Annotated in this window: 24 protein-coding genes; 12 read left to right on the top strand and 12 right to left on the bottom strand. The window is 61.7% G+C overall.

Annotated features, from left to right (window positions below):
- Nucleotides 1-16 precede the first annotated feature (16 nt).
- Nucleotides 17-1,114 (bottom strand): acyltransferase family protein, encoded by a 1,098-nt coding sequence (locus I2I05_RS02330; RefSeq protein WP_196280584.1) that lies wholly within the window; start codon nt 1,112-1,114, stop codon nt 17-19.
- 129 nt (nt 1,115-1,243) lie between these two features.
- Here I2I05_RS02330 and I2I05_RS02325 point away from each other — a divergent pair, with 129 nt between their 5' ends.
- The 5 genes from I2I05_RS02325 (at nt 1,244) to I2I05_RS02305 (ending at nt 6,019) form a co-directional block, all read left to right on the top strand.
- Complete coding sequence (locus I2I05_RS02325) at nt 1,244-1,651, top strand: hypothetical protein (protein ID WP_196280583.1); 408 nt, start codon at nt 1,244-1,246, stop codon at nt 1,649-1,651.
- 79 nt (nt 1,652-1,730) lie between these two features.
- Nucleotides 1,731-2,987 carry a TCR/Tet family MFS transporter gene (locus I2I05_RS02320; RefSeq protein WP_196280582.1) on the top strand — a complete coding sequence of 419 codons (1,257 nt, stop codon included), beginning with the start codon at nt 1,731-1,733 and terminating at the stop codon, nt 2,985-2,987.
- Nucleotides 2,988-3,059: 72 nt separating this feature from the next.
- Complete coding sequence (locus I2I05_RS02315) at nt 3,060-3,488, top strand: hypothetical protein (RefSeq protein WP_196280581.1); 429 nt, start codon at nt 3,060-3,062, stop codon at nt 3,486-3,488.
- Between the two features lie 189 nt (nt 3,489-3,677).
- A complete protein-coding gene (locus I2I05_RS02310) occupies nt 3,678-4,046 on the top strand; it encodes a BlaI/MecI/CopY family transcriptional regulator (RefSeq protein WP_196280580.1) in 369 nt (122 codons plus the stop codon).
- Between the two features lie 2 nt (nt 4,047-4,048).
- Entirely contained in the window at nt 4,049-6,019 is a 1,971-nt protein-coding gene (locus I2I05_RS02305; protein ID WP_196280579.1) for a M56 family metallopeptidase, read from the top strand.
- A gap of 186 nt (nt 6,020-6,205) precedes the next feature.
- Here the strand turns inward: I2I05_RS02305 and I2I05_RS02300 are convergent, their stop codons facing one another.
- The gene (locus I2I05_RS02300; protein WP_196280578.1) at nt 6,206-6,775 is read right to left on the bottom strand and encodes an Hsp20/alpha crystallin family protein; all 570 of its coding nucleotides are present in this window, start codon (nt 6,773-6,775) and stop codon (nt 6,206-6,208) included.
- Between the two features lie 481 nt (nt 6,776-7,256).
- Between I2I05_RS02300 and I2I05_RS02295 the strand changes: the two genes are divergently transcribed.
- On the top strand, nt 7,257-8,588 hold the full coding sequence (locus I2I05_RS02295; protein WP_230688088.1) for a tetratricopeptide repeat protein: 1,332 nt from the start codon (nt 7,257-7,259) through the stop codon (nt 8,586-8,588).
- A gap of 84 nt (nt 8,589-8,672) precedes the next feature.
- On the opposite strand, the gene I2I05_RS02290 is transcribed toward I2I05_RS02295, so the two are convergent.
- The 4 genes from I2I05_RS02290 to I2I05_RS02275 form a co-directional block, all read right to left on the bottom strand.
- Nucleotides 8,673-9,755 carry a chorismate mutase gene (locus tag I2I05_RS02290; protein ID WP_230688087.1) on the bottom strand — a complete coding sequence of 361 codons (1,083 nt, stop codon included), beginning with the start codon at nt 9,753-9,755 and terminating at the stop codon, nt 8,673-8,675.
- An 86-nt stretch (nt 9,756-9,841) separates the two neighbouring features.
- Nucleotides 9,842-10,687 carry a prephenate dehydrogenase gene (locus tag I2I05_RS02285; RefSeq protein WP_196280577.1) on the bottom strand — a complete coding sequence of 282 codons (846 nt, stop codon included), beginning with the start codon at nt 10,685-10,687 and terminating at the stop codon, nt 9,842-9,844.
- Nucleotides 10,688-10,766: 79 nt separating this feature from the next.
- Entirely contained in the window at nt 10,767-12,008 is a 1,242-nt protein-coding gene (locus tag I2I05_RS02280) for a pyridoxal phosphate-dependent aminotransferase (RefSeq protein WP_230688086.1), read from the bottom strand.
- Between the two features lie 5 nt (nt 12,009-12,013).
- Complete coding sequence (locus I2I05_RS02275) at nt 12,014-12,892, bottom strand: prephenate dehydratase (protein WP_196280576.1); 879 nt, start codon at nt 12,890-12,892, stop codon at nt 12,014-12,016.
- A 581-nt stretch (nt 12,893-13,473) separates the two neighbouring features.
- On the opposite strand from I2I05_RS02275, the gene I2I05_RS02270 reads away from it, so the two are divergent.
- On the top strand, nt 13,474-14,565 hold the full coding sequence (locus I2I05_RS02270; RefSeq protein WP_196280575.1) for an NADH:flavin oxidoreductase/NADH oxidase: 1,092 nt from the start codon (nt 13,474-13,476) through the stop codon (nt 14,563-14,565).
- A gap of 75 nt (nt 14,566-14,640) precedes the next feature.
- On the opposite strand, the gene I2I05_RS02265 is transcribed toward I2I05_RS02270, so the two are convergent.
- On the bottom strand, nt 14,641-15,171 hold the full coding sequence (locus I2I05_RS02265; protein WP_196280574.1) for a DinB family protein: 531 nt from the start codon (nt 15,169-15,171) through the stop codon (nt 14,641-14,643).
- Between the two features lie 183 nt (nt 15,172-15,354).
- Here I2I05_RS02265 and lysA point away from each other — a divergent pair, with 183 nt between their 5' ends.
- Nucleotides 15,355-16,581: a diaminopimelate decarboxylase gene (lysA, locus tag I2I05_RS02260; RefSeq protein ID WP_196280573.1), complete on the top strand. Its 1,227-nt coding sequence runs from the start codon at nt 15,355-15,357 to the stop codon at nt 16,579-16,581.
- 12 nt (nt 16,582-16,593) lie between these two features.
- Here the strand turns inward: lysA and I2I05_RS02255 are convergent, their stop codons facing one another.
- The 3 genes from I2I05_RS02255 to I2I05_RS02245 all read right to left on the bottom strand — a co-directional run bounded on the left by I2I05_RS02255 (nt 16,594) and on the right by I2I05_RS02245 (nt 18,423).
- Nucleotides 16,594-16,950 (bottom strand): hypothetical protein, encoded by a 357-nt coding sequence (locus I2I05_RS02255; protein WP_196280572.1) that lies wholly within the window; start codon nt 16,948-16,950, stop codon nt 16,594-16,596.
- Between the two features lie 72 nt (nt 16,951-17,022).
- Nucleotides 17,023-17,442 (bottom strand): hypothetical protein, encoded by a 420-nt coding sequence (locus I2I05_RS02250; RefSeq protein ID WP_196280571.1) that lies wholly within the window; start codon nt 17,440-17,442, stop codon nt 17,023-17,025.
- A gap of 129 nt (nt 17,443-17,571) precedes the next feature.
- Entirely contained in the window at nt 17,572-18,423 is an 852-nt protein-coding gene (locus I2I05_RS02245; RefSeq protein WP_196280570.1) for a pirin family protein, read from the bottom strand.
- A gap of 217 nt (nt 18,424-18,640) precedes the next feature.
- On the opposite strand from I2I05_RS02245, the gene I2I05_RS02240 reads away from it, so the two are divergent.
- The 4 genes from I2I05_RS02240 to I2I05_RS02225 all read left to right on the top strand — a co-directional run bounded on the left by I2I05_RS02240 (nt 18,641) and on the right by I2I05_RS02225 (nt 24,467).
- Nucleotides 18,641-20,707, top strand: coding sequence for an ExeM/NucH family extracellular endonuclease (locus I2I05_RS02240; protein WP_196280569.1), 2,067 nt, complete (start codon nt 18,641-18,643; stop codon nt 20,705-20,707).
- A 56-nt stretch (nt 20,708-20,763) separates the two neighbouring features.
- On the top strand, nt 20,764-21,369 hold the full coding sequence (locus I2I05_RS02235; RefSeq protein ID WP_196280568.1) for a pentapeptide repeat-containing protein: 606 nt from the start codon (nt 20,764-20,766) through the stop codon (nt 21,367-21,369).
- Nucleotides 21,370-21,685: 316 nt separating this feature from the next.
- A complete protein-coding gene (locus I2I05_RS02230) occupies nt 21,686-22,720 on the top strand; it encodes a LacI family DNA-binding transcriptional regulator (RefSeq protein WP_196280567.1) in 1,035 nt (344 codons plus the stop codon).
- Between the two features lie 85 nt (nt 22,721-22,805).
- Nucleotides 22,806-24,467, top strand: coding sequence for an MFS transporter (locus I2I05_RS02225; protein ID WP_196280566.1), 1,662 nt, complete (start codon nt 22,806-22,808; stop codon nt 24,465-24,467).
- 37 nt (nt 24,468-24,504) lie between these two features.
- Here I2I05_RS02225 and I2I05_RS02220 read toward each other — a convergent pair whose 3' ends face one another.
- Both I2I05_RS02220 and I2I05_RS02215 read right to left on the bottom strand, forming a co-directional pair.
- Complete coding sequence (locus I2I05_RS02220) at nt 24,505-25,143, bottom strand: HAD family hydrolase (protein WP_196280565.1); 639 nt, start codon at nt 25,141-25,143, stop codon at nt 24,505-24,507.
- Between the two features lie 36 nt (nt 25,144-25,179).
- The gene (locus tag I2I05_RS02215) at nt 25,180-25,740 is read right to left on the bottom strand and encodes a GNAT family N-acetyltransferase (RefSeq protein WP_230688085.1); all 561 of its coding nucleotides are present in this window, start codon (nt 25,738-25,740) and stop codon (nt 25,180-25,182) included.
- Nucleotides 25,741-25,759: the final 19 nt, after the last annotated feature.

Below are 25,759 nucleotides of genomic sequence, written 5' to 3'. Positions count from 1 at the left end.
TAAGAAGTCTTTCCCGTTACTGCACAGGTTTTAGCACTAAAGAGGGAGCGGTGTACTGAAACCGGTTTTTAAAACGGTCGAGGGGAGCTTCCACGAAATGCCAGGAAGCGGCGCTCAGCACGGCCAGCGCGGGCAGCAGCGCCAGCAGCACGGGCAGCGGCCCCATCAGCAGGGTCCGCTCGGCGGCGGCGGGCACGAAGTGGTACACCAGCCGCTGCCAAAACACCAGCAGGGGCAAATGGTACAAATAAACTCCGTAGCTGCGCTGGCCCACCCACTGCGCCACCGGATGATTTAGCACCCGCTGGGCTACGAAGTGCGGCCTGTTGAGCAGCCAGTTGACGGTAGTAAACGCCGCTAGTGCTCCCAGGCTGACGTAACCCAGTGCCCAGGCTTCGGCCCAGGGGCCGCCCGTGTCCAGCCACGTTCTGAGCCCGGCACATAGCACCCAGGAACCGGCTACGTAGCGCCCGCGGGCCAGCCGGCGCAGCCACATCTGCCCCTGACACAAGCGCAGCATGGCTCCCAACGCAAACAAATCGAGGCTGGCGGGCAGCAGTAAGTGCACCATGCCGGGTCCGTGCCAAGCCGCCCAACCCACGCGAAAGGCTGGGCCACTGGCCGCTAGCACCAGCAGCGCCCACCGCCGCCGGCCTACCACGCCCAGCACCAAGGGCCATAGCAGGTAAAATTGCTCATCGACTGCCAAGGTCCAGTAATGCCCCACACCGTCGCCCCAGCCTTGACTTTTGTAAATCAACAGATTGGCACCTGGCAACAGAAACCACCACGGATGTTCCCGCACGGTGGCCAGGGGCAGCAACGCGCACCCGGCCAAGGCCAAATAATACGGCGGAATAATGCGTAGCACCCGGCGGGCGTAGAAGGTGCCCAAGCGCCGCAGCCACGGGCCGGGCGCCCCCACGTAGGCGTCGTATTTCCACGCAATGCCCGAAACGAGGTAGCCGCTGAGCACAAAGAACAGGCAGCGGCCCATCTCGCCCAATGGAAAAGGCGGTTGCAGCCAATGGTGCAGCACCACCACGCCAACCGCCACGGCGCGCAGGCCGCTAAGCTCGGGCCGGTAGGCAAGGGAAGTGGAAGGAGGCGACACCGCACAAAAATAGCAACGCGACGGCCGATGCTGCCGCCGTGGCAACGCCGCCCTGACAATGTCAGCAGCGCTGGCTGGCGGCAACGATGTTCCGTACCTTTGCGGCCTGCTTTTATTTGGTTGCCGCGCATGAATCCAATCCTGGTGCAGGACTTCTTAGAAATCAGCTACCGGACCGACTTGGACTTGCTGGTGGGCCGGTGGCTGCGTCCCATTGAGCTGCCGGAAATGCAGCGCGGCTACCAGCTGCTGCTCGACGCGGCCCAGGCGGGCGGCTGCCGCCGCTGGCTGCTGGATGTGCGCCGACGCCAAAACACCCACCAGCTAGGGGCCCGCTGGATGGTGACCACTTGGCTGCCGCAGCTGGAACCCCGGCTGGGGGGCCGCACCCGGCTGGCCTACCTCATGGCCCCCGTGTACCTGCGCGACGAGGCCGCCGACGCGGCTTTTCCGCCGGCGGCGTATTTTGTTGACAAGCCGTTCATCGGCGAGCGGTTTATTGAAGAAAGTGCCGCCATTGCGTGGCTCGGCGCCTAACCACCCAATTCTGGCCCTTGCGCTGCCCCGGCCCAGTGCCCGGGCCTTGTTCCACTCTTTCGCTCTCTAGTTTTCTCGAATGGCAGACAAACGCTCCCCGGCCCTTGGCTTCATCTTTATCACCATCCTGATTGACGTTATCGGCCTGGGCATCATCATTCCGGTGGTACCCAAGCTCATTCAACAGCTCACCGGCGAGGGCTTGAGCCGGGCATCGGAGTATTCAGGCTGGCTCACGTTCGCCTACGCCAGCGCGCAGTTTTGCTTTGCTCCGGTCATTGGCGGGCTCAGCGACAAGCTGGGGCGGCGGCCGGTGCTGCTGGCGGCGCTGCTGGGCCTGGGCCTCGACTACATCTTCCTCACCTTTGCCCCCACGCTGACGTGGCTTTTCGTGGGCCGCGTCATTGCGGGCATCACGGGGGCCAGCTTCACCACGGCCACGGCCTATATTGCCGACATCAGCACGCCCGAAAAGCGGGCCCAGAACTTTGGGCTAGTGGGCGCGGCCTTTGGAGCGGGCTTTATCATTGGGCCGGCAATGGGAGGTTTGTTGGCTGATTTTGGGTCGCGGGTGCCGTTTATGGTGGCGGCGGGCCTGAGCTTGTGCAATTTTCTGTACGGGCTTTTGGTACTGCCCGAGTCGCTGGCGCCTGAGCAGCGGCGGCCGTTTGAGTGGCGGCGCGCCAACCCCGTGGCTTCGTTGCTGCGGCTACGCAACTATCCGGCGGTGCTGGGGCTGGTGGCCGCCTTGGTGCTGATTTACCTGGCGGGCTCGTCTACACAATCGGTCTGGACGTTTTACACCATGCTCAAGTTCGGCTGGACCGAGCGCCTGGTGGGCATTTCGCTGGCGGTGGTCGGGCTGTTTTCGGGGCTAGTGCAGGGTGGCTTGGTGCGCATCGCCATTCCAAAATTAGGCGCGGCGCGGGCCATTATCATTGGCCTGGCCTGCTATACGGTAGGCTTTGTGCTGTTCGCGTTTGCCTCCCAAGGCTGGCTGATGCTCGTATTTCTGGCGCCCTACTGCCTGGGCGGCTTAGCTGGCCCGGCGTTGCAGGGCACTATTTCGAACCAAGTTCCGGCCAATGAGCAGGGCGAACTGCAGGGCTCACTCACCAGCCTCATCAGCGCCACGGGCGTGGTCGGCCCGTTGATAATGACCCATTTATTCGGCTACTTCACCCGGCCCTCGGCGCCGGTGCAGTTTCCGGGGGCGCCGTTTTTGCTGGGGGCCGTGCTCACGCTGGCGAGTGTGGCGCTGGCGGTGCGCTCGTTGCGCAAGCACCCGCCGGTGGCGGCCGGCGCGGCCGTTCCGGAAACCGTGCCCGTTCACTAGCTTCGGGGCTGGCACCACTAGGCGAGTGTTGCGTAAACCGCTTACTTTGCCCGTCGTCCTGCCCTTTTGCCTATGTCGTCCGATATTCCTGCGCCGCTCATTCACTTTTCCCACCGTGCCGACCTCGACATTCTGGTGGGCCGCTGGGGCTACCAGCCCGACCCGCGCGAGCTGCCCGCGGTGTACCAGCAGATGACGGACGTGGCCCTGCAGGCGAAGGCGCGGTTCTGGCTGCAGGACATCCGCCGCCGCACCCTCAACGACCCCAACACCACGCTCTGGCTGCTCGACAAGTACTTTCCCGACATGGCGCGGCAGCTGGGCGGCCGCTTGTACCTGGCCTATCTGGTGGGCCCGGCGCTCCAGGAAGCCATCATCAACCGGCCGGGCTACATTTCGGCCGAGGCCTACGACGACAAGCCGTACGCCATTTCATTTTTTGGGGACGAGGGCGCCGCTATCCGCTGGCTACAAATTCAGCAAACCGATAAGGTGAAGTGAGGGCCGGGCAGCTTCCCGTAGTGCCGGACGCAATCGAACACGAATTATTTTCTTTCACAAAAACGCCTTTCCTGCGCAGGAAGGGCGTTTTTGTTATTTGCATATTCTGTTTTCCAACCGACGATTTGTATTACTACGAATATTTCGTAGATTTACGACACAATCGTAATTGCCCCACTCCCTCAGCTCATGGAACGCCTCACCCAACCCGAAGAAGACGCCCTGCACGTGCTCTGGACCCTGCCCGGCGGGGGCTTCGTCAAGGACATACTTGAAGGCCTGCCGGCGCCGCGCCCGCCTTACACCACGCTGGCATCTACGCTCCGCAACCTGGAGCGCAAGGCCTTTGCGCGCAGCGAGAAGCTGGGCAACTCCTACCGGTTCGTGCCCCTGATTTCGGCCGATGAGTACCAGCGTCGCTCGCTGGGCACGCTGGTGCAGCAGCATTTCCAGAATTCTTATAAGGAACTGGTGTCCTTTTTCGCGCAGGATGATAAAATCAGCGCGGCTGATTTGCAGGAAATCATCAAGCTCATCGAAAACAAAAAACCCGAATAGTGATGTCGCCCGTTCTGCTCTATCTGCTGAAAGCCAATGGGGCGCTGCTGCTATTTGCAGTGGCGTATTTCGGGCTGCTGCGCCGGCTCACGTTTTTCACGCTGAACCGCTTTTACCTGCTGTTTGCGCTGCTGTTTGCAGCCGTGTATCCGGTGCTGCCCGTGCCCGCGCTGCTGCCGGCCGAAGCTGCCTCGGGCCCGACGGCGGCGATGGTGGCAATCGTTCCGACTATAGCCGGCGCGGTGGCCAGGCCAACAGCTCCGGCCCTCGATTGGGAACTGCTGGGGCTGAGGCTTTATGCGGGCGGCGCGGGGCTGCTACTGGCCCGCCTGCTGGTGCAGTTGCTCTCGTTGTGGCGCCTGCGACGGACGACGCGGCCGGCAGTGGTGCACGGGCAGGCCATTCGGGCCCTGCCGGGCGCGATGAGCCCATTTTCGTTCTGGCAAACCGTCTACCTCAACCCCTTGCAGCACCCGGCCGCGGAGCTGGACGCCGTGCTACGCCACGAGCAGGTGCACGTGCGCCAATGGCACACCCTGGACGTGCTGCTGGCCCAAGTGGCGCAGGCGCTGGCGTGGTGCAACCCCGCCGCGTGGCTACTGCGACGCGCTCTGCTCGACAACCTTGAGTACCTGGCCGACCGAGCCGCTCTGCAAACCGGCCTCGACCGCCGGGCCTACCAATACAGTTTGCTGCGCCTCAGCCACGGCGTGGGCGGGCCTTCGCTTGTTTCCCATTTCACTTTTCCATCCCTCAAAAACCGCGTTGCCATGATGAATACTCCATTTTCTTCGACTGGGCAGTTGGCCCGCTATTTTGTGGCCGGGCCGCTGGTGCTGGCCGTGACGCTGGGCTTTTCGGCGGCGCGCGCCCAGAGCGCGGGGCCGGCGGTACCGGCGTCCGCGTTGGCAGCGGCTGGTAATGCGGCCAGCCCGTCCCGTATCTATTACATGGATGGCCAACTAACTAGCCTGAAGGGCAACGACGATTTATTTGGCGACGTTGCGACGATGAAGATTCTAAAAGGCAGCCAAGTGCAGCAGGTACTGGGACAGGACGTTGCAGCCGATTGGGCCGCGGTTATCACGACCAACAAAAATCGTAATCGGGCGGATGTACTGGCCCTGAATAAGAAAGTTGATGCGGCAGGGGCCCAGGATACCCACTTCAAAATCGGTCCCGCCGTTGCCCCGGCCAAGCACCAGCTGCCCGCGGGCATCAAGACTTACCTTGCCAAAACCTACCCGTCGGCGAAGCTCACCAGCTGGGCCATTAGCGAAAAGGCTTCGGAAAAAGCACCTTACGTCCGCTATCTGGCGGGTATCACTCAGGGGCCTGAAAAACGAATGCTCTACTTCAACAATGAAGAGCAGCCGGTGACGCCCGCGCCCAAAACAGCTGAACGAGGAAGTACGGCCGAACGGAAGCTCGGCACCGCAGTCGGCATCGAATTGCTGCCCAAAGGCAAAGGCTTTGCGCCCAGTCCGGCCACCACACTATCAACGGCGCAGGCCGAGCCGCCGTTTTATTACATCGACGGGCAGTTGCAGAAGCAAGGCGCAAGCGCTAACGTGTTGAATAATGTTGCACCCAACGACATTGCCAGCATGAACATTTTCAAAGGCTTACAAGCCCGCCAGCTGTTCGGTGCCGGCAAAGAATCGGGCGTAATTGTAATCACGACGAAAGCAAATCAGTCGCGCCCCGATGTACTGGCGTTTAACCAGAAGGCCGGTATCGGAATCGGAATTGCGCCTGCTCCTGCCACCGGCCCCGAAAAACAAGTAGGCACGATGTATCTAGCCGCGCCAGCACTGGCGTACATCACCAAAAACCATCCCGATGCGCGCCTAATTAGCGTAACCGAAATTCGCGCCGCCGACGGCAAGACGCCGCTCTACAAGGCCGAAATCGCGGTGGGCCGCCGCCCGGAGTACTTGGTATTTGACGGGCAGGGCCAATTAATTCCGTAGTGTACTAGTGGAAACCAGCGCGTAACGCCCCAACAACGGCTCAGAGCTGTATCGGCGGTTGCGGGAGCAGATATATGAGCCATTGCTTGGAAGCACATAGTTGCTGACTGACAACAAAAGAAGGCCCCACGATGCGTGGGGCCTTCTTTTTTATACCATTAGTATAAAATCCGCACAAAGGCGCGGTTAATGAGCCGAGCTTTTTTGCCGCTGGCCGCCTTGGTTGCCATTGCCGCGCTGGCCGTCGCCTTCTTGCACGGGCACGTCGGTTGCCTGCTTGCCCATGCGCTCCGAGAGTTGTCCCTGGCCGGTTTGGGTGCCTTGAATTTGAATCTGGTGGCGCATGGTTTTTTCTTCGTCCTTGGGCACAACAACGCGCAGCACCCCGTCCTCAAAATTGGCCTGAATCTGGCGAGGCTCCACGGTATCGGGCAGCTGGAACGAGCGCTGGAACGTGCCGTACGAGCTTTCCACAATGTGGTAGCGGCGGTCCTTGCGCTCGTTTTGGAACTGGCGTTCCCCGGAAATGGTCAGGCGCCCTTGTTGGAAATCCACCTTGATGTCTTCGCGCTTTAGGCCGGGCAAGGACACTTCAATTTCGTAGCCCTTTTCGGTCTCGTACGCGTCGACTTGCGGCGAGAACGCACTCACCCGGCCCCGGCCGGCGATGCTGTCCTGAAAGAACCGGTCGAGCATGGTCGAAAAACTCTGCGGCATTACGTCGCCGAAAGAGTCCTGATACTTTTGAATAGCCATGACACTAAAATTTTTAAGGGTGAAACAAGTATAAACGTTGCCTTTCCGGCACGTTGTTTTACTCACCTAACCGACAGCAAGTTTCATAAAAAAGCTGCCATACTGAACCGTAGGGGCACATTTTTTACTATCAACCGCTCTTTTTTGAATGGCCCTGCTTGCTGCTTTTGGCCAAGCACTGCCCAAGGCCGGCGGCGCACGCACGAGTGGATACCAAGGTGGGAGCTTTTTCGATGTTCAATTTTTATTTCGGCGTTGAAAAACGAATGGCAATGCGTCATTTTTAGCATTGGCGCAAGCTTGTTTTACCTATATAGCGCTTAGAGGCGAAGGCCGAATTGTTCAATTAATTATCTTTGTCGAATTAATTCTGTAGATTGACCTAAGAGGCGTTAAAACGTTTGTTATTAGAGATAATCAGGTTTTCGTCTCCGTTTGCCCACACTACCACTTTATTTTTTTAATCATATTATTATTGCCAATGGTGCAAATTTACTTTTCTATCCGGCCGTTGCAGTTGCTGCGGGTCGCCTTTTTGCTTTTTATCGCCTTAGGAAGCGCACAAGCGCAAAGCCCGAGCGCCCCCGCGTTGCCGAGTCCGGCCGACACGCTGCGCTCTATGCCGGGCGTCGACCTGGAGGACGTGTATGTAGCGCCAGCCGCCGTTGACACCAAAGAGTGGCTCCTGCTCAACGCTGACATCCAAACGGAGCTGGGCGGGGCCGTGAACAACCTCTACAACTTCAAGTTCGACCAAGCCGAAAAGCAGTTCCGGTCGTTGCGTCGGCGCTACCCGCAGCACCCCATGGCTTATTTCCTGCTGGGGCTGAATACGTGGTGGAAAATAATGCCCAGCAACACCCATAACAAGCAGTACGACAAGCTTTTCTTCGCCTACATGGACACGGCCATCACCAAGGCCGAAACCATGTACCGGGCCGATTCGCGCAACTACGAAGCCGCGTTTTTCCTCTCGGCCGCCTACGGTTTTGATGCCCGCCTGCACGCCGAGCGCCGCGACTGGGCCAAAGCCACCGTGAGCAGCAAGCGTGCGCTCACGTATTTGCAAAAAAGCCGCGAGGCCAACGGCCTTAGTCCCGAATTTGTGTTTGGCGAGGGCTTGTTCAACTACTACGCCGTTTGGATTGGCGAAGAATACCCCTTGCTGCGTCCGGTACTGCTGTTTTTCCCGCGTGGCAACCGGGCCACTGGCCTCGCCCAACTCAGCAACGTGGCGCAAAACGGCTTCTATACGGCCACCGAAGCCCGGTTTTTTCGCATGCGCATCCTGGGCAGCACCACCGAAAACAGAACGGCGGCCGCGCTGGAATCGGCCCGAACCCTCACCAAAGACTTCCCGGACAACAGTTGCTTTCAGCGGGCCCACGCCCAGAACAGCTTTGCCCAGGGCGAGCTAGCCGAGTGCGAACGCACCAGCCGCGACATCTTGGCCAAGGTGAACCGCGGCCTGCCCGGCTACGAGGCCTACAGCGGGCGCATGGCGGCTTTTTACCTCGGCTACGTAGAGCAGCACCGGCGCCGCAACACGGCCGCCGCCCAGGATTACTACCGGCGCTGCATTGTGTTTTGCGAAACGGTAGGCCAGGTTAAAAGTGGCTTTTATCTGTTTTCGGTGGTCAATCTGGGCCGGTTGGCCGCCTCATCCAACAACGCCGAGGAGGCACGGCGCTACTACCGCTTGGTGCTGGAAAAAGCCGAGCGCAAGTCGGACCTCCACAAAGAAGCCCGGGCGTATCTGAAGAAGCACGCCCCCGCCACCGCAAGCATCTCCAACCTGGCGATGGGCAACTAAGAATAACTTCAGCAATGCACACAAAACGGCCCCGTCCCCTCCTCAGGTGAGGTTGGAACGGGGCCGTTTTGCTTGCATTGCCGTCTAGCCCTCCATCACCTTATTCTGGTGGGTGATGGATTCCAGGTGCACGGCGGCCAGGTACTGCTCCACAAAATCGGTGGAGAGGCCCACGGACTGGCCCTGGCGCGTGGCGCGCTCCAGCACCTCGTTCCAGCGGGCGGTTTGGAGGATGGTGATGTCGTTTTCCTTTTTGTACTGCCCGATTTTCTCGGCCACGGCCATGCGGCGGCCCAGCAGTTGCATAATCTCGGCATCGAGCTGGTTGATTTGCTCGCGGAAACTGGCCAGCGCCGTGAGGAATTCGCGCTGGTCGGTGGTTTCGTGGCGCCACACCAAGCCCTCAATGAGGTCGCGGAGTACCTCCGGGGTGATTTGCTGCTTGGCGTCGCTCCAGGCCGCGTCGGGGTTCTGGTGCGATTCTATCATGTTGCCGTCGAACCCGAGGTTGAGGGCCTGCTGGGCCACGGCGAATAGCGTGTCGCGCCGGCCACAAATGTGGCTGGGGTCGCAGAGCAGCGGCATTTCGGGCATTCGGCGCTTCATTTCGATGGGCAGGTGCCACATCGGGGCGTTGCGAAAATCGGTGTTGCCGTAGCTCGAAAAGCCCCGGTGAATGAGGCCCACGTGCGTGAGGCCGGCTTTTTGCAACCGTTCCACGGCGCCCACCCACAGCTCTAGTTCAGGGTGAATGGGGTTTTTGACCAGCACCGGTACGTCCACGCCGCGCAGCACGTTGGCAATTTCCTGCACCGAAAACGGGTTGCCGGTGGTGCGGGCGCCCACCCACAGAATGTCGACCCCAAAAGCCAGGCAGTCTTCTACGTGCTTGGCGGTGGCCACTTCCACGGCAATGGGCAGGCCGGTAAGCTCGCTGGCTTTTTTAAGCCACGGCAAGCCCTTGGTGCCCACGCCCTCAAACATGCCAGGTTTGGTGCGCGGCTTCCAGATGCCGGCACGTAGGGCCTGCACTTTGCCGGTAGCGGCCAGGCGCTGGCAGGTATCGAGCACCTGCTCTTCGGTTTCGGCCGAGCACGGCCCTGAGATGAGGAACGGTTTGTCGTCGGGCTGCCGGTTGAACAGCGCGGATTTCATGGTCGGTATCATGGGTATTGGGGTTGATTTTGTTTCTGTTTGTGGTCATGCAGCACGCAGCAAAGCATGACGGGCTTTTTTGTTTGATTAGCTGCTTCTCACGGCAGGATTTTGCGAATGTGATTTGCCAATTGAATTTGCTCGGTGAGGCCTTGGTAGTCTTCCTGCGCCAGCAGTTCGCGCAAGTGCTGGAGCTGGTGTAAATGCTCATCGAGCACATCGAGCACGTTCAGCCGGTTCTGCCGAAAAATCGGCACCCATGTAGCGGGCGAGCTTTTGGCTAGGCGCACCGTGGACTCAAAACCGCCGCTGGCCAGGTCAAAAATGCGCTGTTCCTCTTTCTCCTTTTCGAGCACCGTGAGGGCGAGGGCAAACGAGGTGATGTGCGAAATGTGCGACACGTACGCGGTATGCAAGTCGTGGTCGGCGCCATCGAGGTAGAGCAGGCGCATGGGCAACGCGTGAAACAGTTGCTCCACGATGCGCACAGCGTCGGCGTCGCTATTGGCCGCGTCGCAAATCACCACGGTTTTGCCCTCAAACAGGCCATTGATAGCCGCTTCGGGGCCCGAGTGCTCGGTGCCGGCCATGGGGTGCACGGCCACAAAACGGCCCCGGTTGGGGTGCTGGGCCACGGCGGCCAGCAGTGCCTGCTTGGTCGAGCCCACATCGATAACGACCTGATGCGCGGCCGTGGTGTCGAGCACGGGCGGCAGCACGGCCACCATGGCGTCCATGGGCACGGCCACGACGATGAGGTCAGCTTGGCGCACAGCCCTGTCCAAGTCGGCTTCGACTTCGTCGACCAAGCCCAGTTCCAAAGCGCGGCGGGCGTGGGCGTCGTTGGCCTCCACCCCAATGAGCCGCTGCGCCAAGCCGTGGTGGCGCAAGCTGAGCGCCAGCGAGCCACCGATGAGGCCCAGACCGATGATGGTAACGTTCATTTGGTTTGTTGCTTGATATAAAACGGTCATGCTGAGTGCAGTCGAAGCATCTCGCCCGCTTCGTTGCGATGGATTAGAATCACTGCTGCGGTAGAGATTCTTCGGCAGGCTCAGCATGACCTGCCTTTTGTGCGTTTTTCCAAGTATTTACGCGTGCTAACGCCTCGCGCAGCACGCTTTCCGGCTGGCAGAGGCTGGCGCGCACGTACCCATTTCCATTGCTCCCAAAGATGCCGCCCGGCGTCAGAAACACCCGCGAATCAGCTAGTACGGCATCGCTGAGGGCATAGCCATCGGCAAAGCCGGTGGGCACGGCGGCCCAGATGAACAGGCCCACCTGCCCCGGCGCGGGCGCACAGCCCAAGGCGCGCAGCAACTCAACCACCAGCTCGCGGCGGGCGCGGTAGGTGGCATTCAACTCCGTAAACCAGTCGTCGCCCAATGCCAGCGCGGCCACTGCGGCCTGCTGCACCCCCAGAAACATGCCCGAATCCATGTTGCTTTTGAAACGGAGCACGTCGGCCAGCAAATCGGCCCGGCCTACCAGCATTCCCACTCGCCAGCCGGCCAGGTTGTGCGATTTGCTGAGAGAGTTCAGTTCCAGAGCCACTTCGCGGGCGCCGGGCACGGCCAGCAGGCTGATGGGCGGCGTTTCGTTCAGGATGAAGCCGTAGGGATTGTCGTGCACCAACAGGATTTCATGCTGCCGGGCGAAGGCCACAAGGCGCGTGAGAAAGGGCAAGTCGGCGGCCGTGCCGGTGGGCATGTGCGGGTAGTTCACCAGCATCAGCTTCACCCGCGCAAGGTCGGTTTGGGCCAACGCGTCCAAGTCCGGCAGCCAGCCGGTGGCTGCGGTGAGGTCGTACTCGCGCACTTCTGCCCCGCAAATCTCCGCTACGGCGCGGTACGTCGGGTAACCGGGGTTTGGGATGAGCACCGCGTCGCCGGCTTCCAAAAATGTCATTCCGATGTGCATCAAGCCCTCTTTTGAGCCCAGCAGTGGCATGATTTCGGAGGCCGGGTCCAGGGCCACATCGTAGTGGCGCTGGTAAAAATCGGCCATGGCGCCGCGCAGGGCCGGCGTGCCTTGGTAGCCCTGGTAGCCGTGAGCCGTGGGCAGTGCCGCAGTGGCCGTGAGAGCGGCCGTCACGCTGGGGTGCGGCGGCAAATCGGGGCTGCCAATGCCCAGGTTGATGATGTTGGCTCCGGCGGCGTTGAGGGCGGCCAACTCACGCAGTTTGCGCGAGAAGTAGTATTCGCCGGTGTGGGCCAGGCGGCTGGCAACGGGCACTTGCATACGGGTTTCGGAATTCGTTGTCATGATTGTTAAGCCAGTTGTTGGGCCGCTGGGGCCGTAGCGGTGTCGCTGGGGGCCGTGTTCCACTGCCCGCGGCGGTAGGCGCCCAGCACACGCAGTTCCTCCGTCACCGCTACCAAATCGGTGAGCAAGCCCTCCAACTGAGCCCGCGAGTCAAATTCCACGTCGGCGTGAAAGCCGTAATGCCAAGGCTGGCTGGGACGCGGGCACGACTGCAGCTTGCTCAGGTTGAGGCCGTGCGCGGCCACGCGGGTAAGCACCGCGGCCAGGCTGCCGGGCGCGTGGCTGGTGTAGAAATAGAGCGACGCTTTATCGGCCTGTGGGTCGGGCTGGGCGGTGTCGACCCGTTGCAGCACCAGGAAACGGGTGTAGTTGTGCGGGTCGTCGTGGATGGCGGGCGCCAGGACTTGCAGGGCGAACTGCTCGGCGGCCTGGGCGCCGGCCACCACGGCCACACCGGGCGTGCGGTTTTCGGCCAGCAATTGAGCGCTATGGCCGGTGTCGTCAGTTTCGACCAGTTTCCAATGCGGGTGGCGGTCCAGGAACTCGCCGCACTGGCGCAGGGCCATGGGGTGCGAGTGCACAGCCTGCACCTCCGCCAGCGTGGTGCCGGGCAGGGCCAACAGATGCTGGTGAATGGGCAAATAGACTTCGCCCGTCACCTGCACGGCGTGGCGCTCCAGCAGCAGGTAGTTGGGCAGGATGCTGCCAGCCAGCGAGTTTTCCATGGCCATCAGGCCGGCTTCGGCGGTACCGTTCACCACGTGGGCCACCACCGCGCCAAACGTAGCACAGGCCAACAACGCGGGCGCGGCCCCGAAATACTGGCGGGCGGCTACTTCGTGGAAGCTTCCCTGGAAACCCTGAATGGATACGTGCTGGGGCATGAGTTAAACGTTGAAACTGAGCAATAAAAAAGGGCCTCCGTTGTGCGGGGCCCTGGGGTTGTTGGCAGCGAGTGTGGTGGTTAACACTGGCAACAGCGGGCCGGCTTCTTCAGATAGAAGAAGTAATAACCGTAAGTAAAAAAGACCTGCTGCGTGGGTACCATGATGCAAATGGGCATTAAAAAAGCGCCTTCCCGATGAACGAGCGGCGCTGGAAAAGTTTGTTGGGTTAGCTACAAACAGCGGCTCGTTCTACGCGGCGGCGTAGAAGTAATAATAGCCAAAAAAGAAGCGCGTCTGGAGCATGTTGGTGGTGAATGCAATGGCAAGTTAGGCAGGAGTTTGGGAAATGCAAACCTTGCGTGTAGTACGTGCGCCTTCAATTCGGCAGATTATCAACATACGGTACACGGTCATGCAGCGCGCAGCGCAGCATATCGAACCATTCACTATTGCACGCGAGATGCTTCGCTGCGCTCTGCATGACGTTCATTTGGATTCCTAACTGCCTTGGTTGGTTTATAACCTTCACGCCCAAAACCAGGTTTAGCCGGCTTGGTGTTTCCATTTGAATCTGTCTCATGATAAAGCTATTTGAACCCCTCGCCCTGCGCGGCGTCACCTTGAAAAACCGCATTGTGGTGTCGCCCATGTGCCAGTACAGCAGCGTTGATGGCTTTGCCACCGACTGGCACCTCGTGCACCTCGGCGGGCGAGCCGTGGGCGGGGCGGGCCTCATCATTAGCGAAGCGGCGGCCGTATCGCCGGAAGGCCGCATTAGCCCCGACGACCTGGGCATCTGGAAAGATGAGCACGTGCCCATGCTTCGCCGAATCACGGACTTTCTCACGGCCCAAGGCAGTGTGCCCGGCATTCAGTTGGCCCACGCCGGCCGCAAAGCCAGCACCTATAGCCCCTGGAAAGGCGAAGGCGCCGTGCCCCAAAACGAGGGCGGCTGGCTTCCGGTAGGCCCCAGCGCCATCGCATTTGCCCCTACCTACGGCACCCCGCAAGCCCTCGATGCGGCCGGCGTGCAGCAGGTAATTGCCGATTTCCGGGCCGCGGCGGCGCGGTCGCTGGCGGCCGGTTTTCAGGTGATTGAATTGCACGCGGCGCACGGCTACCTGCTACACGAGTTTTTGTCGCCGCTGAGCAACCACCGCACCGATGCATACGGTGGCACGTTTGAAAACCGCATCCGCCTGCTGCTGGAGGTAGTAGCCGCCACCCGCGAAGTGTGGCCCGAGGAATTGCCGCTCATCGTGCGCATTTCTGTTACCGACTGGACCGAAGGCGGCTGGAACGCCGACGAATCGGTGCAGCTGGCCGCCATGCTCAAAGTGCGCGGCGTGGACATGATTGACTGCTCTACCGGCGGCAATGTGCCCAAGGCGCCCATTCCCGTGGGCCCTGGCTACCAGGTACATTTTGCCGAGCGCATCAAGCAGGAAACCGGCATCCTGACGGGCGCGGTAGGCCTCATCACCACGCCCGCCGAGGCCGAAGCCATCCTGGCCAACGGGCAGGCCGATGTGGTGCTGCTGGCCCGCGAATTCCTGCGCGAACCCTATTTCCCGCTGTATGCGGCGCACGAATTGGGCACGGAGATGCCGTGGCCAGTGCAGTACGAGCGGGCCAAGCCGCGGGTGCAAGCGGCAGCCGGACAGCGGTAGCTCAGTAGCGCGGACTCTGTAGTCCGTGTCCCCGGCAGCTACCGAAACGGTCACCGTATGGCGCGAGGACGCGGACTACAGAGTCCGCGCTACATTCCGCACCCACTTGGCCGTGACCAACAGCTGGCCTAAGTGCCGGGTGGTGTGCTCTGCCGCGTGCGTCAGGATGCCGATGACGGTGGAAGAGACCTGCGCCCGACCCACGCCGCGCACTTCAGCCAAGCTGCTTTCGGGGGTGGCGCTTAGCTGGTTGAGAGCGTTATCAACTTCCTGACTGAAACGCTGCACCAGCCGTTGCACCGCATCTGGGGTAATGGGCAGCGGCGGAGTCTCTGCATGAAAATCGGCGAATTGGCTTTCCGATAAGGGCGCGGCGCGGGCATAGGTCAGGAGGCGGTTGAGCACGCCGGCCAGGTGCTGGAGGTGGAAGCCCACGGAAGCCACACCGGCAGGCCGCTCGTTGATGAGTTCAGGCGGGAAGCCTTGCATCGCGGCGATGAGTTCTTCGCGGGCTTGCAGCAGGGCGTGGGCTACGGGCTGGAGCAGCGGTGGCACCCCGGGCAAGGGGCCGCGCAGCCATACTTCGAGGGCTGGAGGAGTGGACATACGGAGAGTTTTTAAATAGTTAAAAGAACGTCATGCAGAGCACCGCGAAGCATCTCGCGGGCCACTGCTAACCTTGGCGATTGGTTTACTTTCTGCACGCGAGATGCTTCGCGGCGCTCTGCATGACGTTCTTCTTGGGGCGTCAAATTATCAACGGCGCTTACAAGTCTTACTTTTGTGATTATGTCTGGTATTAACGATGCGCTGCGCGCTGCTGCCGACCAGTTCGGCACCCCCCTTTACGTTTACAACTCCGCGACCATCACCGGTCAGTACACCAAGCTTAAAAAAGCATTTTCGGGCCACAAAACCCGCATTTTCTACGCTTGCAAGGCACTGAGCAACGTGAGCATTCTGCGCCACATTCACGGCCTGGGGTCGGGACTCGATTGCGTGAGCATCAACGAGGTGCGGCTGGGGTTGCACGTGGGCTTCGCGCCGGATGACATCCTGTTTACGCCCAACAGCGTGACGTTTGAGGAACTGGTGGAAGCCAAGAACCTGGGTGTTAATCTGAACATCGATAATATCTCGCTGCTGGAGCGGTTTGGGGCCACGTTTGGCGGCTCGTATCCGGTGTGCGTGCGCCTGAACCCGCACATTGAGGCGGGCGGCAACTACAAGATTCAAACCGGCCACATCGACAGCAAGTTTGGCATCAGCATTCACCAGCTGCGGCACCTGGAGCGCGTGGTGAAGGGCACCGGCCTGCACGTGAAGGGCCTGCACATGCATACCGGCTCCGAAATCAAGGACGTGGGCGTGTTCATGCGGGCCTTGGAAATCCTGTTCGATGCCGCCGGCCGCTTCCCCGAGCTGGATTTTCTGGACCTGGGCTCGGGTTTCAAAGTGCCCTACAAACCCGGCGATGCCGAAACCGACGTGAACACGCTCGGCAAGCAGGTGGCCGAGGCGTTCAAAACCTTCGAGAAGGAATACGGCCGGCCGCTGGAGTGCTGGTTCGAGCCGGGCAAGTACCTGGTGAGCGAATCCGGCTACCTGCTGGTAAATGTTGCCGTGGTGAAGCAAACCACCGCCACGGTGTTTGCCGGCGTCAATTCGGGCTTCAACCACCTGATTCGGCCCATGTTCTACGACAGCTACCACCACATCAGCAACCTGACCAACCCCAAGGGCGCGGAGCGGCTGTACACGGTGGTGGGCAACATTTGCGAAACCGACACCTTCGCCTGGGACCGGCTGCTGCCGGAAATTCGCGAAAACGACTTGTTGGCTTTTCACAACGCCGGCGCCTACGGCTTCGAGATGAGCAGCAGCTTCAACTCCCGCACCCGCCCGGCCGAAGTGCTGCTGGAAGACGGCCATCTGCGGCTCATCCGCCGCCGCCAGACCTTCGAGGACCTGCTAGCCGGGCAGGTGGACGCCGAGGTAGCCGAAAAAGTGAGCTAGGCGCGAGCCTGCTTACTTGGCACGCCGCAGTAGATAGCCAGTGTCGGGAATCGAAGTTCCAGATGAGAGAGTGGTAACGTTGGTGCACTCCCAGCCCTGGCTGCTCATGTAGTTGAGAGCTCCCGGCACCGAAGCCAGCTTGCGAACGGTGGCATTGGCCTGTGTCAATTCAAGATTTTGAGGAGCATTTTTTACGCTTTGCCCGAACTCTAACCGTACATCTTTGCCATCAAAATAGCTGCTGTTAAGCACCAAAATGCAGTACTCGTATTGGGGCGCTCTGGCTGCTGGCGAAGCCGGTACGGTTTGGGAGAAGGCGGCGGGCGCAGCCAAGCCAAATGCCGCGAGGAACACGAACGTTTTGAACATGCTGAGGTAGAATAATGTGTGCCCAAAGCTACACGCCAAACGGGCTTTGCTGCTCCGCGAACCGAGGCCCGGTTAGCGCTGCTCCAGCAGCCATACCATGGCCGGCGCTTCGGCTTCAAATGTGCGGTAGGTGTGGGCCAAGTTGCGGGTAGCCATCACCAATTGGTTCATCGAAAGGCGGGCAAACACGTTGTTGGCCACCAGCACGGCGCCGTAGCGGTAACCGTGGTTTTGCACGGCGTAGGGCAGCCATTCGTTGGTCATCCAGGCCTGCTCGGCCGGGCTGAAGGGGGCCATGTCGCGCTGGTCCACCAGAATTTTATCCCAATTCCGGCGGCTTAGGGCCTGGGCCACGTGCGTGAGCAGCGCCCGAAACTGCAGGATTTCGCGCGGACCGGGCCGGTACTCAAGCCGCAGGTAGCCTTCGGGCTCTTCCCAAATGCGACCGTTGGCGTTTTCAAAATAAAGCGAACGCGCGGGTTTATTACTCAACTAAAAAGAACAAAAAGGAGTGTTCCGGCACGGACACTGCAGCCAAAAAAACCGGGCATGCACCCGTAAACGTAGCCCCAACCGCCAACTACCCCGTCCGGTTACACTGAAGTTGGAATTCCCTGGTTTTTATCCCTTCCAGCTGCCAAAAGCCCCGCGCTGGTAGTCGCGGTAGGCCTGCTGAATTTCGGCTTCGGTGTTCATCACAAACGGCCCGTAGGACACGATGGGCTCGTGGAACGGCAGGGCGTGGCCGAGCAGCAGCACGGCATCGGTGTTGGCTTCAATCGTCAGCTCGTCGCCGTCGTGGTTGAACTCGACCAGTTGCAGCGCCTGGGTGTCGGCGCCGTTCACGCGCAGGCTGCCGCGCACCACGTAGAAGAAAATGCTGCGCGCCGCCGCGATGGGCAAGGTAATGGCCGCGCCCGCCGGAAACTCCAGCCACGCCAGCGCCACATCGGCCAGCGGCTGCACGGCGCCCGCGGTGCCGCCCCAGGTGCCCGACACGGCGTGCACCACCACGCCGCCGTCCAGCGTCACGGTCGGAATTTCCTCTTTTTGCAGGCCGATGTAGCGCGGGGCCACCATTTTGTCCTTGGCCGGCAGGTTCACCCACAGCTGCAGGATTTCGAGCGGCCCGCCCTTTTGCTTGAAATTATCCGACGAAACTTCGGCGTGAATTAGGCCGCTGCCGGCCGTCATCCACTGAATGCCGCCGGCTTCAATCACGCTTTCGTGCCCGCTGCTGTCCTTGTGCAGGATGTCGCCTTCCAGAATAAACGTCACCGTTTCGAAGCCCCGGTGCGGGTGCGGGCCGAAGGGTAGGCCATTGTTATTGGGCCGGTACACCTGCGGGCCGTGGTGGTTCAGGAATAAAAACGGGTCGATGTGTTCGACGGATTCCGTGGGCAGGGCCCGGTAAGTAGTAAGGTCGGCAATGGGGGCGCTGATGGCGCGGTGCTGCTGCTTGATGGTGCGCATGGGAAGTTCTGTTAGAAAGACGGGGACGGGCTAACAAGCCAGGACTACCCCGAAAGTTTAGGCCGGACGCGTGAATAACTGGCCCTGGGAAGGCCGTCCTACCCCGCGCTCCACGGGCCTTTTTGGGCCAGCTAAGCGGAACCAATCATCCACGGCCACCGGGTCAAATTCAGGTACATTTGTAGCCCTGGTTTTTACATTCCGCATTCTGAATTAGATGAGACTTTTTACGCCTGCTTTCTTGGTGGCCGGTGTGGTAGCCGTTGCCACTCCCAGCATTGCCCAGCAGCTCACGCCCATTGGCGTCATTCAGGGCACGGGGGTGCTGGCCACTACCGGCAATTACACGGTGGAGGGCATTGTGACCGGCGTGTACGCCGGCCTGAGCCCGGCCGGGTTCTACCTCCAGAACGAGGCGGCCGGCGCCGATGGCAACCCGGCTACTTCCGACGCGCTGTTTGTGGTGCAAACCAACCCGACGGTGGCCGTGGGCCAGAAAGTGCGCATCAGCGGACTGGTGCAGGAAATTGCCTCCACGCCGTCGTTCAACCAGGCCGTGCTCACCGGGCCGGTCGTCACGGTGCTGTCCAGCGGCAACGCGTTGCCGGCTTTTGCGCTGGTGGACAATGCCACGTATTCGAGCGCGACGGCCGAGGCGTTTGAAGGCATGCGGGTGCAGTTTTCCGCCCCCGTCACTGTGTCGGATGTCGGGGCGGTGAAATCGCGCGGCGAGCTGACCATTTCGACCCGCGGCCTAGTGTATCAGCCCACCCAATTTGTGGACCCCAACGACGACCCGGCCACCGGCACCAGCAGCGCGGGCACCTCCAACGCAGCGGCCGTGACGGCCTACCAGGTGGCCAATGTCAGCAAAGTACTGCTGCTCGATGACGGGCGCGCCGCCACCAGCCCCCAGCCCATCCCCTACCTCGACCCCGCCACCCAAACCGTGCGCGTGGGCAGCACCGTGGCCAGCCTGCGCGGCATTCTGGGCTATGGCAACGGCCGGTGGCGCGTGCAGCCCCTGGCCGGCCCCGATGCGCCGGTGGTAACCGTGGTGCGGCCGCCGGTGCCCACTTTCGGCCCCATCGATGTGAAAGTGGCCAGCTTTAACGTGCTGAATTACTTCAACGGCGACGGGCTGGGCGGCGGCTTTCCCACCTCGCGCGGTGCCGACACCCCGGCCGATTTTGCCCGCCAGCGCAGCAAAATTCTCGCTGCCCTTATTCAGATGAATGCGGATGCCGTGGGCCTGATTGAAATCGAAAACGACGGCACCGGCCCCAACTCCGCCATCCAGGACCTGGTGAACGGCCTGAACCAGGCCCTGGGCGCGGGCACCTACGCTTTCGTGGAAGACGGCGCCTTCCGCCAGCCCAACAACACCGACCTCATTCGCTGCACCATTCTCTACAAGCCGGCGGTGCTCACGCCCTACGGCAACGTGCTGCTGGCCCCCGCCACCGGCATTTTTGAGCGCCCACCCGTGGCCCAGCTCTTCACCACCCGCACGGCCGTGGCCGACACATTCGCCCTCATCGTCAACCACTTCAAGTCGAAAGCCAGCGGCAGCGGCGCCAACGCCGACCAGGGCGACGGCCAGGGCGCGTCGAACCTGCGGCGCAAAGGCCAGGCCACCGGCCTGGTGCAGTTTATCAACGACGTGGTGAAGCCCGCCGGCACGCGCTACGTGCTGAGCGTGGGCGACTACAACGCCAACTACGAAGAAGACCCCATGGACCTGCTGCGCGCCGCCGGCTTGCTGGTCGGCAGCCCGCCCAGCAGCGCCTCCTACGTGTTCAGCGGCCAAAGCGGCTCCCTCGACCACGCGGTGCTCACGCCCAACCTGGCGGGCCACGCGGCCGTGGAGAAATGGCACATCAACGCCAGCGAGCCGGTGTTTCTGGAATACAGCGTGGCCGGGGCCAACACCGACATCACCAGCCCCTTTCGCTCCTCCGACCACGACCCGATTCTTATTGGCCTGAATTTCAAGAGCGTGGTAACGGCCACCGCCAAGTCCGGCGCTGGGGTAGAGCTGCAGGTATTTCCCAATCCCGCCACGGGGGCTTTCACCCTGCGCATTGCGGGCGTGCCCGGCCCGCAGCCCCTGACGCTGGAAGTGACCTCCTTGCTGGGCCAGCGCGTGCTGACGCTGCAGGGCCCGGCCGAAGTGCTGCAGCGCGAACTGCTGCGCCGCACGGCGCGGCTGGCGCCCGGCAGCTACGTGCTGCAGCTGAGCGGCCCTGGTTTCAGCCGCACGCAGCGGGTGGTGAAGCAGTAGCGGGGCAAACGGCAGGATTGTGGCCGGGGCTACCTTTGCCCAAGAACAAACCGCCCATGAAACCACGCCGCAAACCCGTTTCGACGGCCCGCAAGCCCGACTATTTCCCCGAAAGCCAGGTGGTTGAAGGCTGGGATGCGCGGCACCTCGCCGGCCAGCCCGAATTCGACGAGTACCACTTCATCAACTGCGATTTTACCGGGGCTGACTTGAGCCACAAGCGCTTTGCCGACTGCCTGTTTGAACGCTGCAACCTGTCGGCGGTGCGGCTGGCGGGCACGGCGCTGCAAAACGTGGCCTTTGCCGAATGCAAGCTTCTCGGCTTGCAGTTTATGGCCTGCCGCGACATGCTGTTCGGGGTGCATTTCGACCACTGCCAGATGCGCTACGTCTCCTTTGCGGGGCGCAAGATGCCGGCCACGCGCTTCGAGCGGTGCGCACTGGACGAGGCCGATTTTGCCGATGCCGACCTCTCGGGCGCCGTTTTTCAAGACTGTTCGCTGGCCGGCGCCGTCTTTCAAAAAACCCAGCTGGTGGGCGCCGATTTCACCACCGCCACCGGCTTCACCATCGACCCCGAAAGCAACCCGCTGCTCAACGCCCGCTTCAGCCTGCACGGCTTGCTGGGCGTGGTTTCGAAATACGGGCTGGTGGTGGAATAAGCCCCACCCTGGCGCCGCCAACTCGGTGGTGCTGCGCCTGCTCAGAAGAATCGGTGCGATGACCGGCACGGCCTGTTTTTCCTTTTCGCGCACCGTGGTATTCCTCTGTGGCTAGTAGATTGCGCGAGAATTCCCATCTATCGCCGAAAGGGCTGCTTTGCGACGAAGCGGCCGGCCTGCTTTCGGTCCATTGTCAGCATGCAGTGCCGGAGCACTGATTGGGCCTTGTCCGATTTTTCTCCGGCAGTGTCAGGGCTTGTCGCCACCGGCTTATCCCCGGGGCGCGGGTATTTATTCACCTCGCTACAACTTTCAGATGGCCAATCGCCGCGCTTCCATAACTGACCTAGCCAAGACGCTGGGCCTCTCCCCTTCCACCATTTCGCGGGCCCTCAGCGACCACGACGACGTGAGCGAAGCCACCAAGCAGCGGGTGCGCCAGCTGGCCGAAGAGCTGCACTACAAGCCCAACCAGCTGGCCGCCGGCCTGCGCCGGGGCCGCAGCAACACGCTAGGCGTGCTGGTGCCGCACATCACGGGGCACTTTTTTCCGCAGGTGGTGCACGGCATCGCCACCGAGGCGGCCAAGCTGGGCTTCAACGTGATGATTTGCCAGTCGAACGAGGACGCCCGCCAGGAACAGAAAAACATCGACCTGCTGATGAATTCCCAAGTGGAAGGCATCTTGGTGTCGCTGTCCAACAGCACGCACAACTACAGCCACTTCGAGGAGGTGCGCCAACAGAACATTCCGCTGGTGTTTTTTGACCGCGTGATGGAAGATTTCCGGGGCAGCAACGTGAGCTCCGTTATGCTCGACGACTACCAGGGGGCTTACCAGGTGGTGGCCCACCTCATCGAGCAGGGCTGCACCCGCATTGCCCATTTCACGGGCCCGCTGCACCTCAACATTCACAAAAACCGCCACCAAGGCTACCGCGACGCCCTCACCGCCCACGGCCTGCCCATCGACGAGGAACTGATTGTGTTCTGCGACATGAGCCAGAAGGGCGGCATCCAGGCCATGCGCCAGCTCGTGAAGCTGCCCAAGCGGCCCGATGGCTTGTTTTCTTCCAACGACCTGGCCGCGGTGGGCGCCCTGCAAGTGGCCAAAACCCACCGCATGCGCGTGCCGCAGGACATCGCCATCGTCGGGTTCAGCAACGAGATGTTCACCAGCCTCACCGAGCCCATGCTGAGCAGCGTGGACCAACGCTGCGAGCAAATGGGCAAAACCGCCGTGCAGCTGCTCCAGAAAATGCTGAAAAGCGGGCCCAATCGCCAGGGCCCGCCCCGGCCCATCGTGCTCAAGCCCAAGCTGCTGGTGCGCGAGTCGTCGCAGCGGCGATAAAGCCGTCAACGGACAACCGGGAAAGCCGTAGGAAGCCATTCGCGCCGCTTGCTTGTTAAGCAGCGTGGGTTCCTTGTGCTTTTCGATGATTGATTCTGCTGCCGTTTCTCCTGCTCCCGCCGCCAAGGCCACGCTCTGGACGCCTTTTATGTACACCGTGTTCCGCGCCGTCTGGATTGCGGGGCTGGTGTCGAACGTGGGCACCTGGATGCAAAACGTGGCCGGCGTATGGCTCGTTACCACCCTCACCACCTCGGCCCTGCTCGTGGCCCTGATGCAGACGGCCACCAGCCTGCCGGCCTTTCTGCTGAGCATGCCCGCCGGGGCCATGGCCGACCTGATTGACCGCCGCAAGCTGCTGCTGTTCACGCAGGCGTTTATGGCGGTGGTGGCCACCGTGCTGGGCGTGCTCACGCTCACGGGCGGCATCTCGGCGCTGGGCGTGCTGGGCTTCACGTTTCTGCTGGGCATGGGCGCGGCCCTGAACGCGCCCATCTGGCAAACCGTGACCGTGGAGCTGGTGCCCCGCACGGCCCTGCCCTTTGCCATTACCCTGAACGGGGTCAGCAACAACATTGCGCGGGCCATTGGGCCGGCCATTGGCGGGGCCGTCATTGCCTATTACTCGCCGGGGTGGGTGTTTGCCCTGAATGGAATTTCGTTTCTGGGCACCTGGTTGGTGGTGTACTTCTGGAAGCGCGAAGCGACCGTGACCAGTGGCCCGACCGAGAATTTTATGGGGGCCTTGCGGGCCGGCATGCGCTACGTGCAGTATTCGCCGGCCATTTACGGGGTGCTGGTGCGCACGTTTGCCTTCTCGTTTGGCACGGCGGCCATGTGGGGGCTGATGTCGGTGGTGATTGCCCGCAAGCTGAACCTGAGCTCGGGGCACTACGGCGTCATGCTGTCGTGGCTGGGGGCGGGCGCCGTGACCGGCGCGTTTCTGATGGGCCGGGCGGGCAACCGGCTCAATTTCAACCAGCGCGTGCTGCTGGGCGTGCTGGTATTTGCGGGCACCAACGTGGCCCTGGCCCTCATCACCCAGATTTATCTGCTGTACGCCGTGATGTTCTGCTCCGGCATTGCGTGGCTGATGGTGATGACCAGCTTCAGCACCACCGTGCAGCTGAGCGTGCCCAAATGGGTGCAGGCCCGCGTGATTAGCGTCTACATGCTGGTGTTTCAGGCGGGCATGTCGGTGGGCAGCTTGGTGTGGGGCCAGCTGGCCGACCACAGCACCCTGGAAATGGCGCTGCTGGTGGCCGCCGGCTGGATGCTGCTCAGCGCCCTGCTGGCCGTGCCCTTCCCCATGCGCTCGGCCGAAAACCTCGACCTGGCTCCCGCCGAACACTGGCCCGACCCCGACGCCGACAACCACATCGACCCCGACGACGGGCCCGTGGTGGTGATGATAGAATACCAGGTAGAACCCGCCGACTGGCCCGCCTTCCGGGCCGCGGCCGAGCAGCTCAAACGGCTGCGGCTCCGCGACGGCGCCCTGCGGGCCGGCGTGTTCTCCGACGTGGCCCGGCCCACCCAAATCACCGAGTTTTTCTACGTGGCCACTTGGGGCGAGCACCAGCGCCAGCACCACCGCTTCACCCGCGAAGACTTGGCCGTGGAGGCCCAGGTGCGCCAGTTTCACCGCGGGCCGGAGGCGCCGCGCGTCACCCATTTCCTGGCCTTCCCCAACACCTCAAACGTGGAAGTAGCCACGCCCATGCAAACGCTGGAAAGCCAGCGCTAAGCCGCGTTTGCAGATGGGGCAACGGCGGGCATTTCGTTCAGAGAATCGCCTGCAAGTCGCTGAGCTGGTCGATGCGCACCGGGGCTTCGGCCGCCGTGAGCTGGCCAAATCCGTAGGTGGCAAAAATGAACGGGACGCCCGCGGCCTGGCTGGCCGCTAGGTCGCCGGGGGTGTCGCCCACGTACACGGGCGCTTGCAACCCAAACTGCGCCACCACTTGCCGGATGTTTTCCGACTTGGGCAGCTTCTTAGTGCCAAAGCACTGGTGGCCTTCGAAATAGGAAGCCAGCCGGCTGTTCTCAAAAAACGCCTCGACGTAGCCCAACTGGCAATTGCTGACAATGAACAGCCGGTAGCCCCGGCCCCGCAGGTAGCCCAACACCGCTTCCAGGCCGGAATACAACGTGCCGCCGGGCTGTTGCGCGGCCTGCAACTCGTGGCGGGCGCAAAGCGCACGAAACTCCTCAAACTTATCGGCGGGCAGGTTGGGAAACAGCCGTTCGTACACCACTTCGTAGGGCTGGCCGGTCACGGCCTGCACCTGGGCCAGGGTCACGTCGTTATCGATGTAGCCGACGCTGTTTCGGGCCGTTTGAAAGGCCAGGGTGATGGCCGCCGAAGCATCCCAAAGGGTGCCGTCGAGGTCAAAAATGATGCTGTCAAAATGCGTAGGCATACAATTAGTAGTGGAGGCTGAATAGCAGCAAAGATGCTACCCGCGGCCGGCACGCTCCAGCATCACAATAGGTTCGCCTTTGTAGGTGGTGCGGGCGTATTCGCGGTAGCCAAATTTTTCGGCAATGCGCAGCGACGGTTGGTTATCGGGATGAATGATGCACATGGTGCGGGCGTGGTGAAAGTGCACATCGCCCCAGGCAATGGCGGCGGCCACGGCCTCGGTAGCATAGCCTTGGCCGTGGGTGTCGGGCGCCAAAACCCAACCAATTTCCGGCGTGTCGCCAATCGGCGGCTCGATGTTGCGCTTGCGGTCCACGTACCCGATGGCCCCGATGAAGCGGCCGCTGGCTTTTTCCTCAATGGCCCAGAAGCCGTAGCCCATCAGGGCCCAGTGCCCGGTGCTGCGCAGCAGCATGCTCCACACGTCCTCAGTGGGCATGGGGCCGGGGCTGAGGTAGCGGTAGAAGTCGGGGGCTTGGCCCATGGCCGCGTAGGCGGCGAAATCATCGGCCCGGTAGCCGCGCATGAGCAGGCGGCTGGTTTCCAGCATCGGCACTGCTTGCAACCCAAACCCGGCGGCATTGCTACTTGACATAACGGTTGAATAGCCCTGG

Source organism: Hymenobacter jeongseonensis (assembly GCF_015694725.1).
GTDB lineage: Bacteria > Bacteroidota > Bacteroidia > Cytophagales > Hymenobacteraceae > Hymenobacter > Hymenobacter jeongseonensis.
Note: the sequence above shows the minus strand (reverse complement) of the source record. Positions and strands in the feature narration are given on the sequence as shown.

Bases quoted from the DNA above. Each gene is read 5' to 3' on its own strand.
- I2I05_RS02325 (WP_196280583.1), top strand. From the start codon at position 1,244: ATGAATCCAATCCTGGTGCAGGACTTCTTAGAAATCAGCTACCGGACC.
- I2I05_RS02320 (WP_196280582.1), top strand. From the start codon at position 1,731: ATGGCAGACAAACGCTCCCCGGCCCTTGGCTTCATCTTTATCACCATC.
- I2I05_RS02315 (WP_196280581.1), top strand. From the start codon at position 3,060: ATGTCGTCCGATATTCCTGCGCCGCTCATTCACTTTTCCCACCGTGCC.
- I2I05_RS02310 (WP_196280580.1), top strand. From the start codon at position 3,678: ATGGAACGCCTCACCCAACCCGAAGAAGACGCCCTGCACGTGCTCTGG.
- I2I05_RS02305 (WP_196280579.1), top strand. From the start codon at position 4,049: ATGTCGCCCGTTCTGCTCTATCTGCTGAAAGCCAATGGGGCGCTGCTG.
- I2I05_RS02300 (WP_196280578.1), bottom strand. From the start codon at position 6,775: ATGGCTATTCAAAAGTATCAGGACTCTTTCGGCGACGTAATGCCGCAG.
- I2I05_RS02295 (WP_230688088.1), top strand. From the start codon at position 7,257: ATGGTGCAAATTTACTTTTCTATCCGGCCGTTGCAGTTGCTGCGGGTC.
- I2I05_RS02290 (WP_230688087.1), bottom strand. From the start codon at position 9,755: ATGATACCGACCATGAAATCCGCGCTGTTCAACCGGCAGCCCGACGAC.
- I2I05_RS02285 (WP_196280577.1), bottom strand. From the start codon at position 10,687: ATGAACGTTACCATCATCGGTCTGGGCCTCATCGGTGGCTCGCTGGCG.
- I2I05_RS02280 (WP_230688086.1), bottom strand. From the start codon at position 12,008: ATGACAACGAATTCCGAAACCCGTATGCAAGTGCCCGTTGCCAGCCGC.
- I2I05_RS02275 (WP_196280576.1), bottom strand. From the start codon at position 12,892: ATGCCCCAGCACGTATCCATTCAGGGTTTCCAGGGAAGCTTCCACGAA.
- I2I05_RS02270 (WP_196280575.1), top strand. From the start codon at position 13,474: ATGATAAAGCTATTTGAACCCCTCGCCCTGCGCGGCGTCACCTTGAAA.
- I2I05_RS02265 (WP_196280574.1), bottom strand. From the start codon at position 15,171: ATGTCCACTCCTCCAGCCCTCGAAGTATGGCTGCGCGGCCCCTTGCCC.
- lysA (WP_196280573.1), top strand. From the start codon at position 15,355: ATGTCTGGTATTAACGATGCGCTGCGCGCTGCTGCCGACCAGTTCGGC.
- I2I05_RS02255 (WP_196280572.1), bottom strand. From the start codon at position 16,950: ATGTTCAAAACGTTCGTGTTCCTCGCGGCATTTGGCTTGGCTGCGCCC.
- I2I05_RS02245 (WP_196280570.1), bottom strand. From the start codon at position 18,423: ATGCGCACCATCAAGCAGCAGCACCGCGCCATCAGCGCCCCCATTGCC.
- I2I05_RS02240 (WP_196280569.1), top strand. From the start codon at position 18,641: ATGAGACTTTTTACGCCTGCTTTCTTGGTGGCCGGTGTGGTAGCCGTT.
- I2I05_RS02235 (WP_196280568.1), top strand. From the start codon at position 20,764: ATGAAACCACGCCGCAAACCCGTTTCGACGGCCCGCAAGCCCGACTAT.
- I2I05_RS02230 (WP_196280567.1), top strand. From the start codon at position 21,686: ATGGCCAATCGCCGCGCTTCCATAACTGACCTAGCCAAGACGCTGGGC.
- I2I05_RS02225 (WP_196280566.1), top strand. From the start codon at position 22,806: ATGATTGATTCTGCTGCCGTTTCTCCTGCTCCCGCCGCCAAGGCCACG.
- I2I05_RS02220 (WP_196280565.1), bottom strand. From the start codon at position 25,143: ATGCCTACGCATTTTGACAGCATCATTTTTGACCTCGACGGCACCCTT.
- I2I05_RS02215 (WP_230688085.1), bottom strand. From the start codon at position 25,740: ATGTCAAGTAGCAATGCCGCCGGGTTTGGGTTGCAAGCAGTGCCGATG.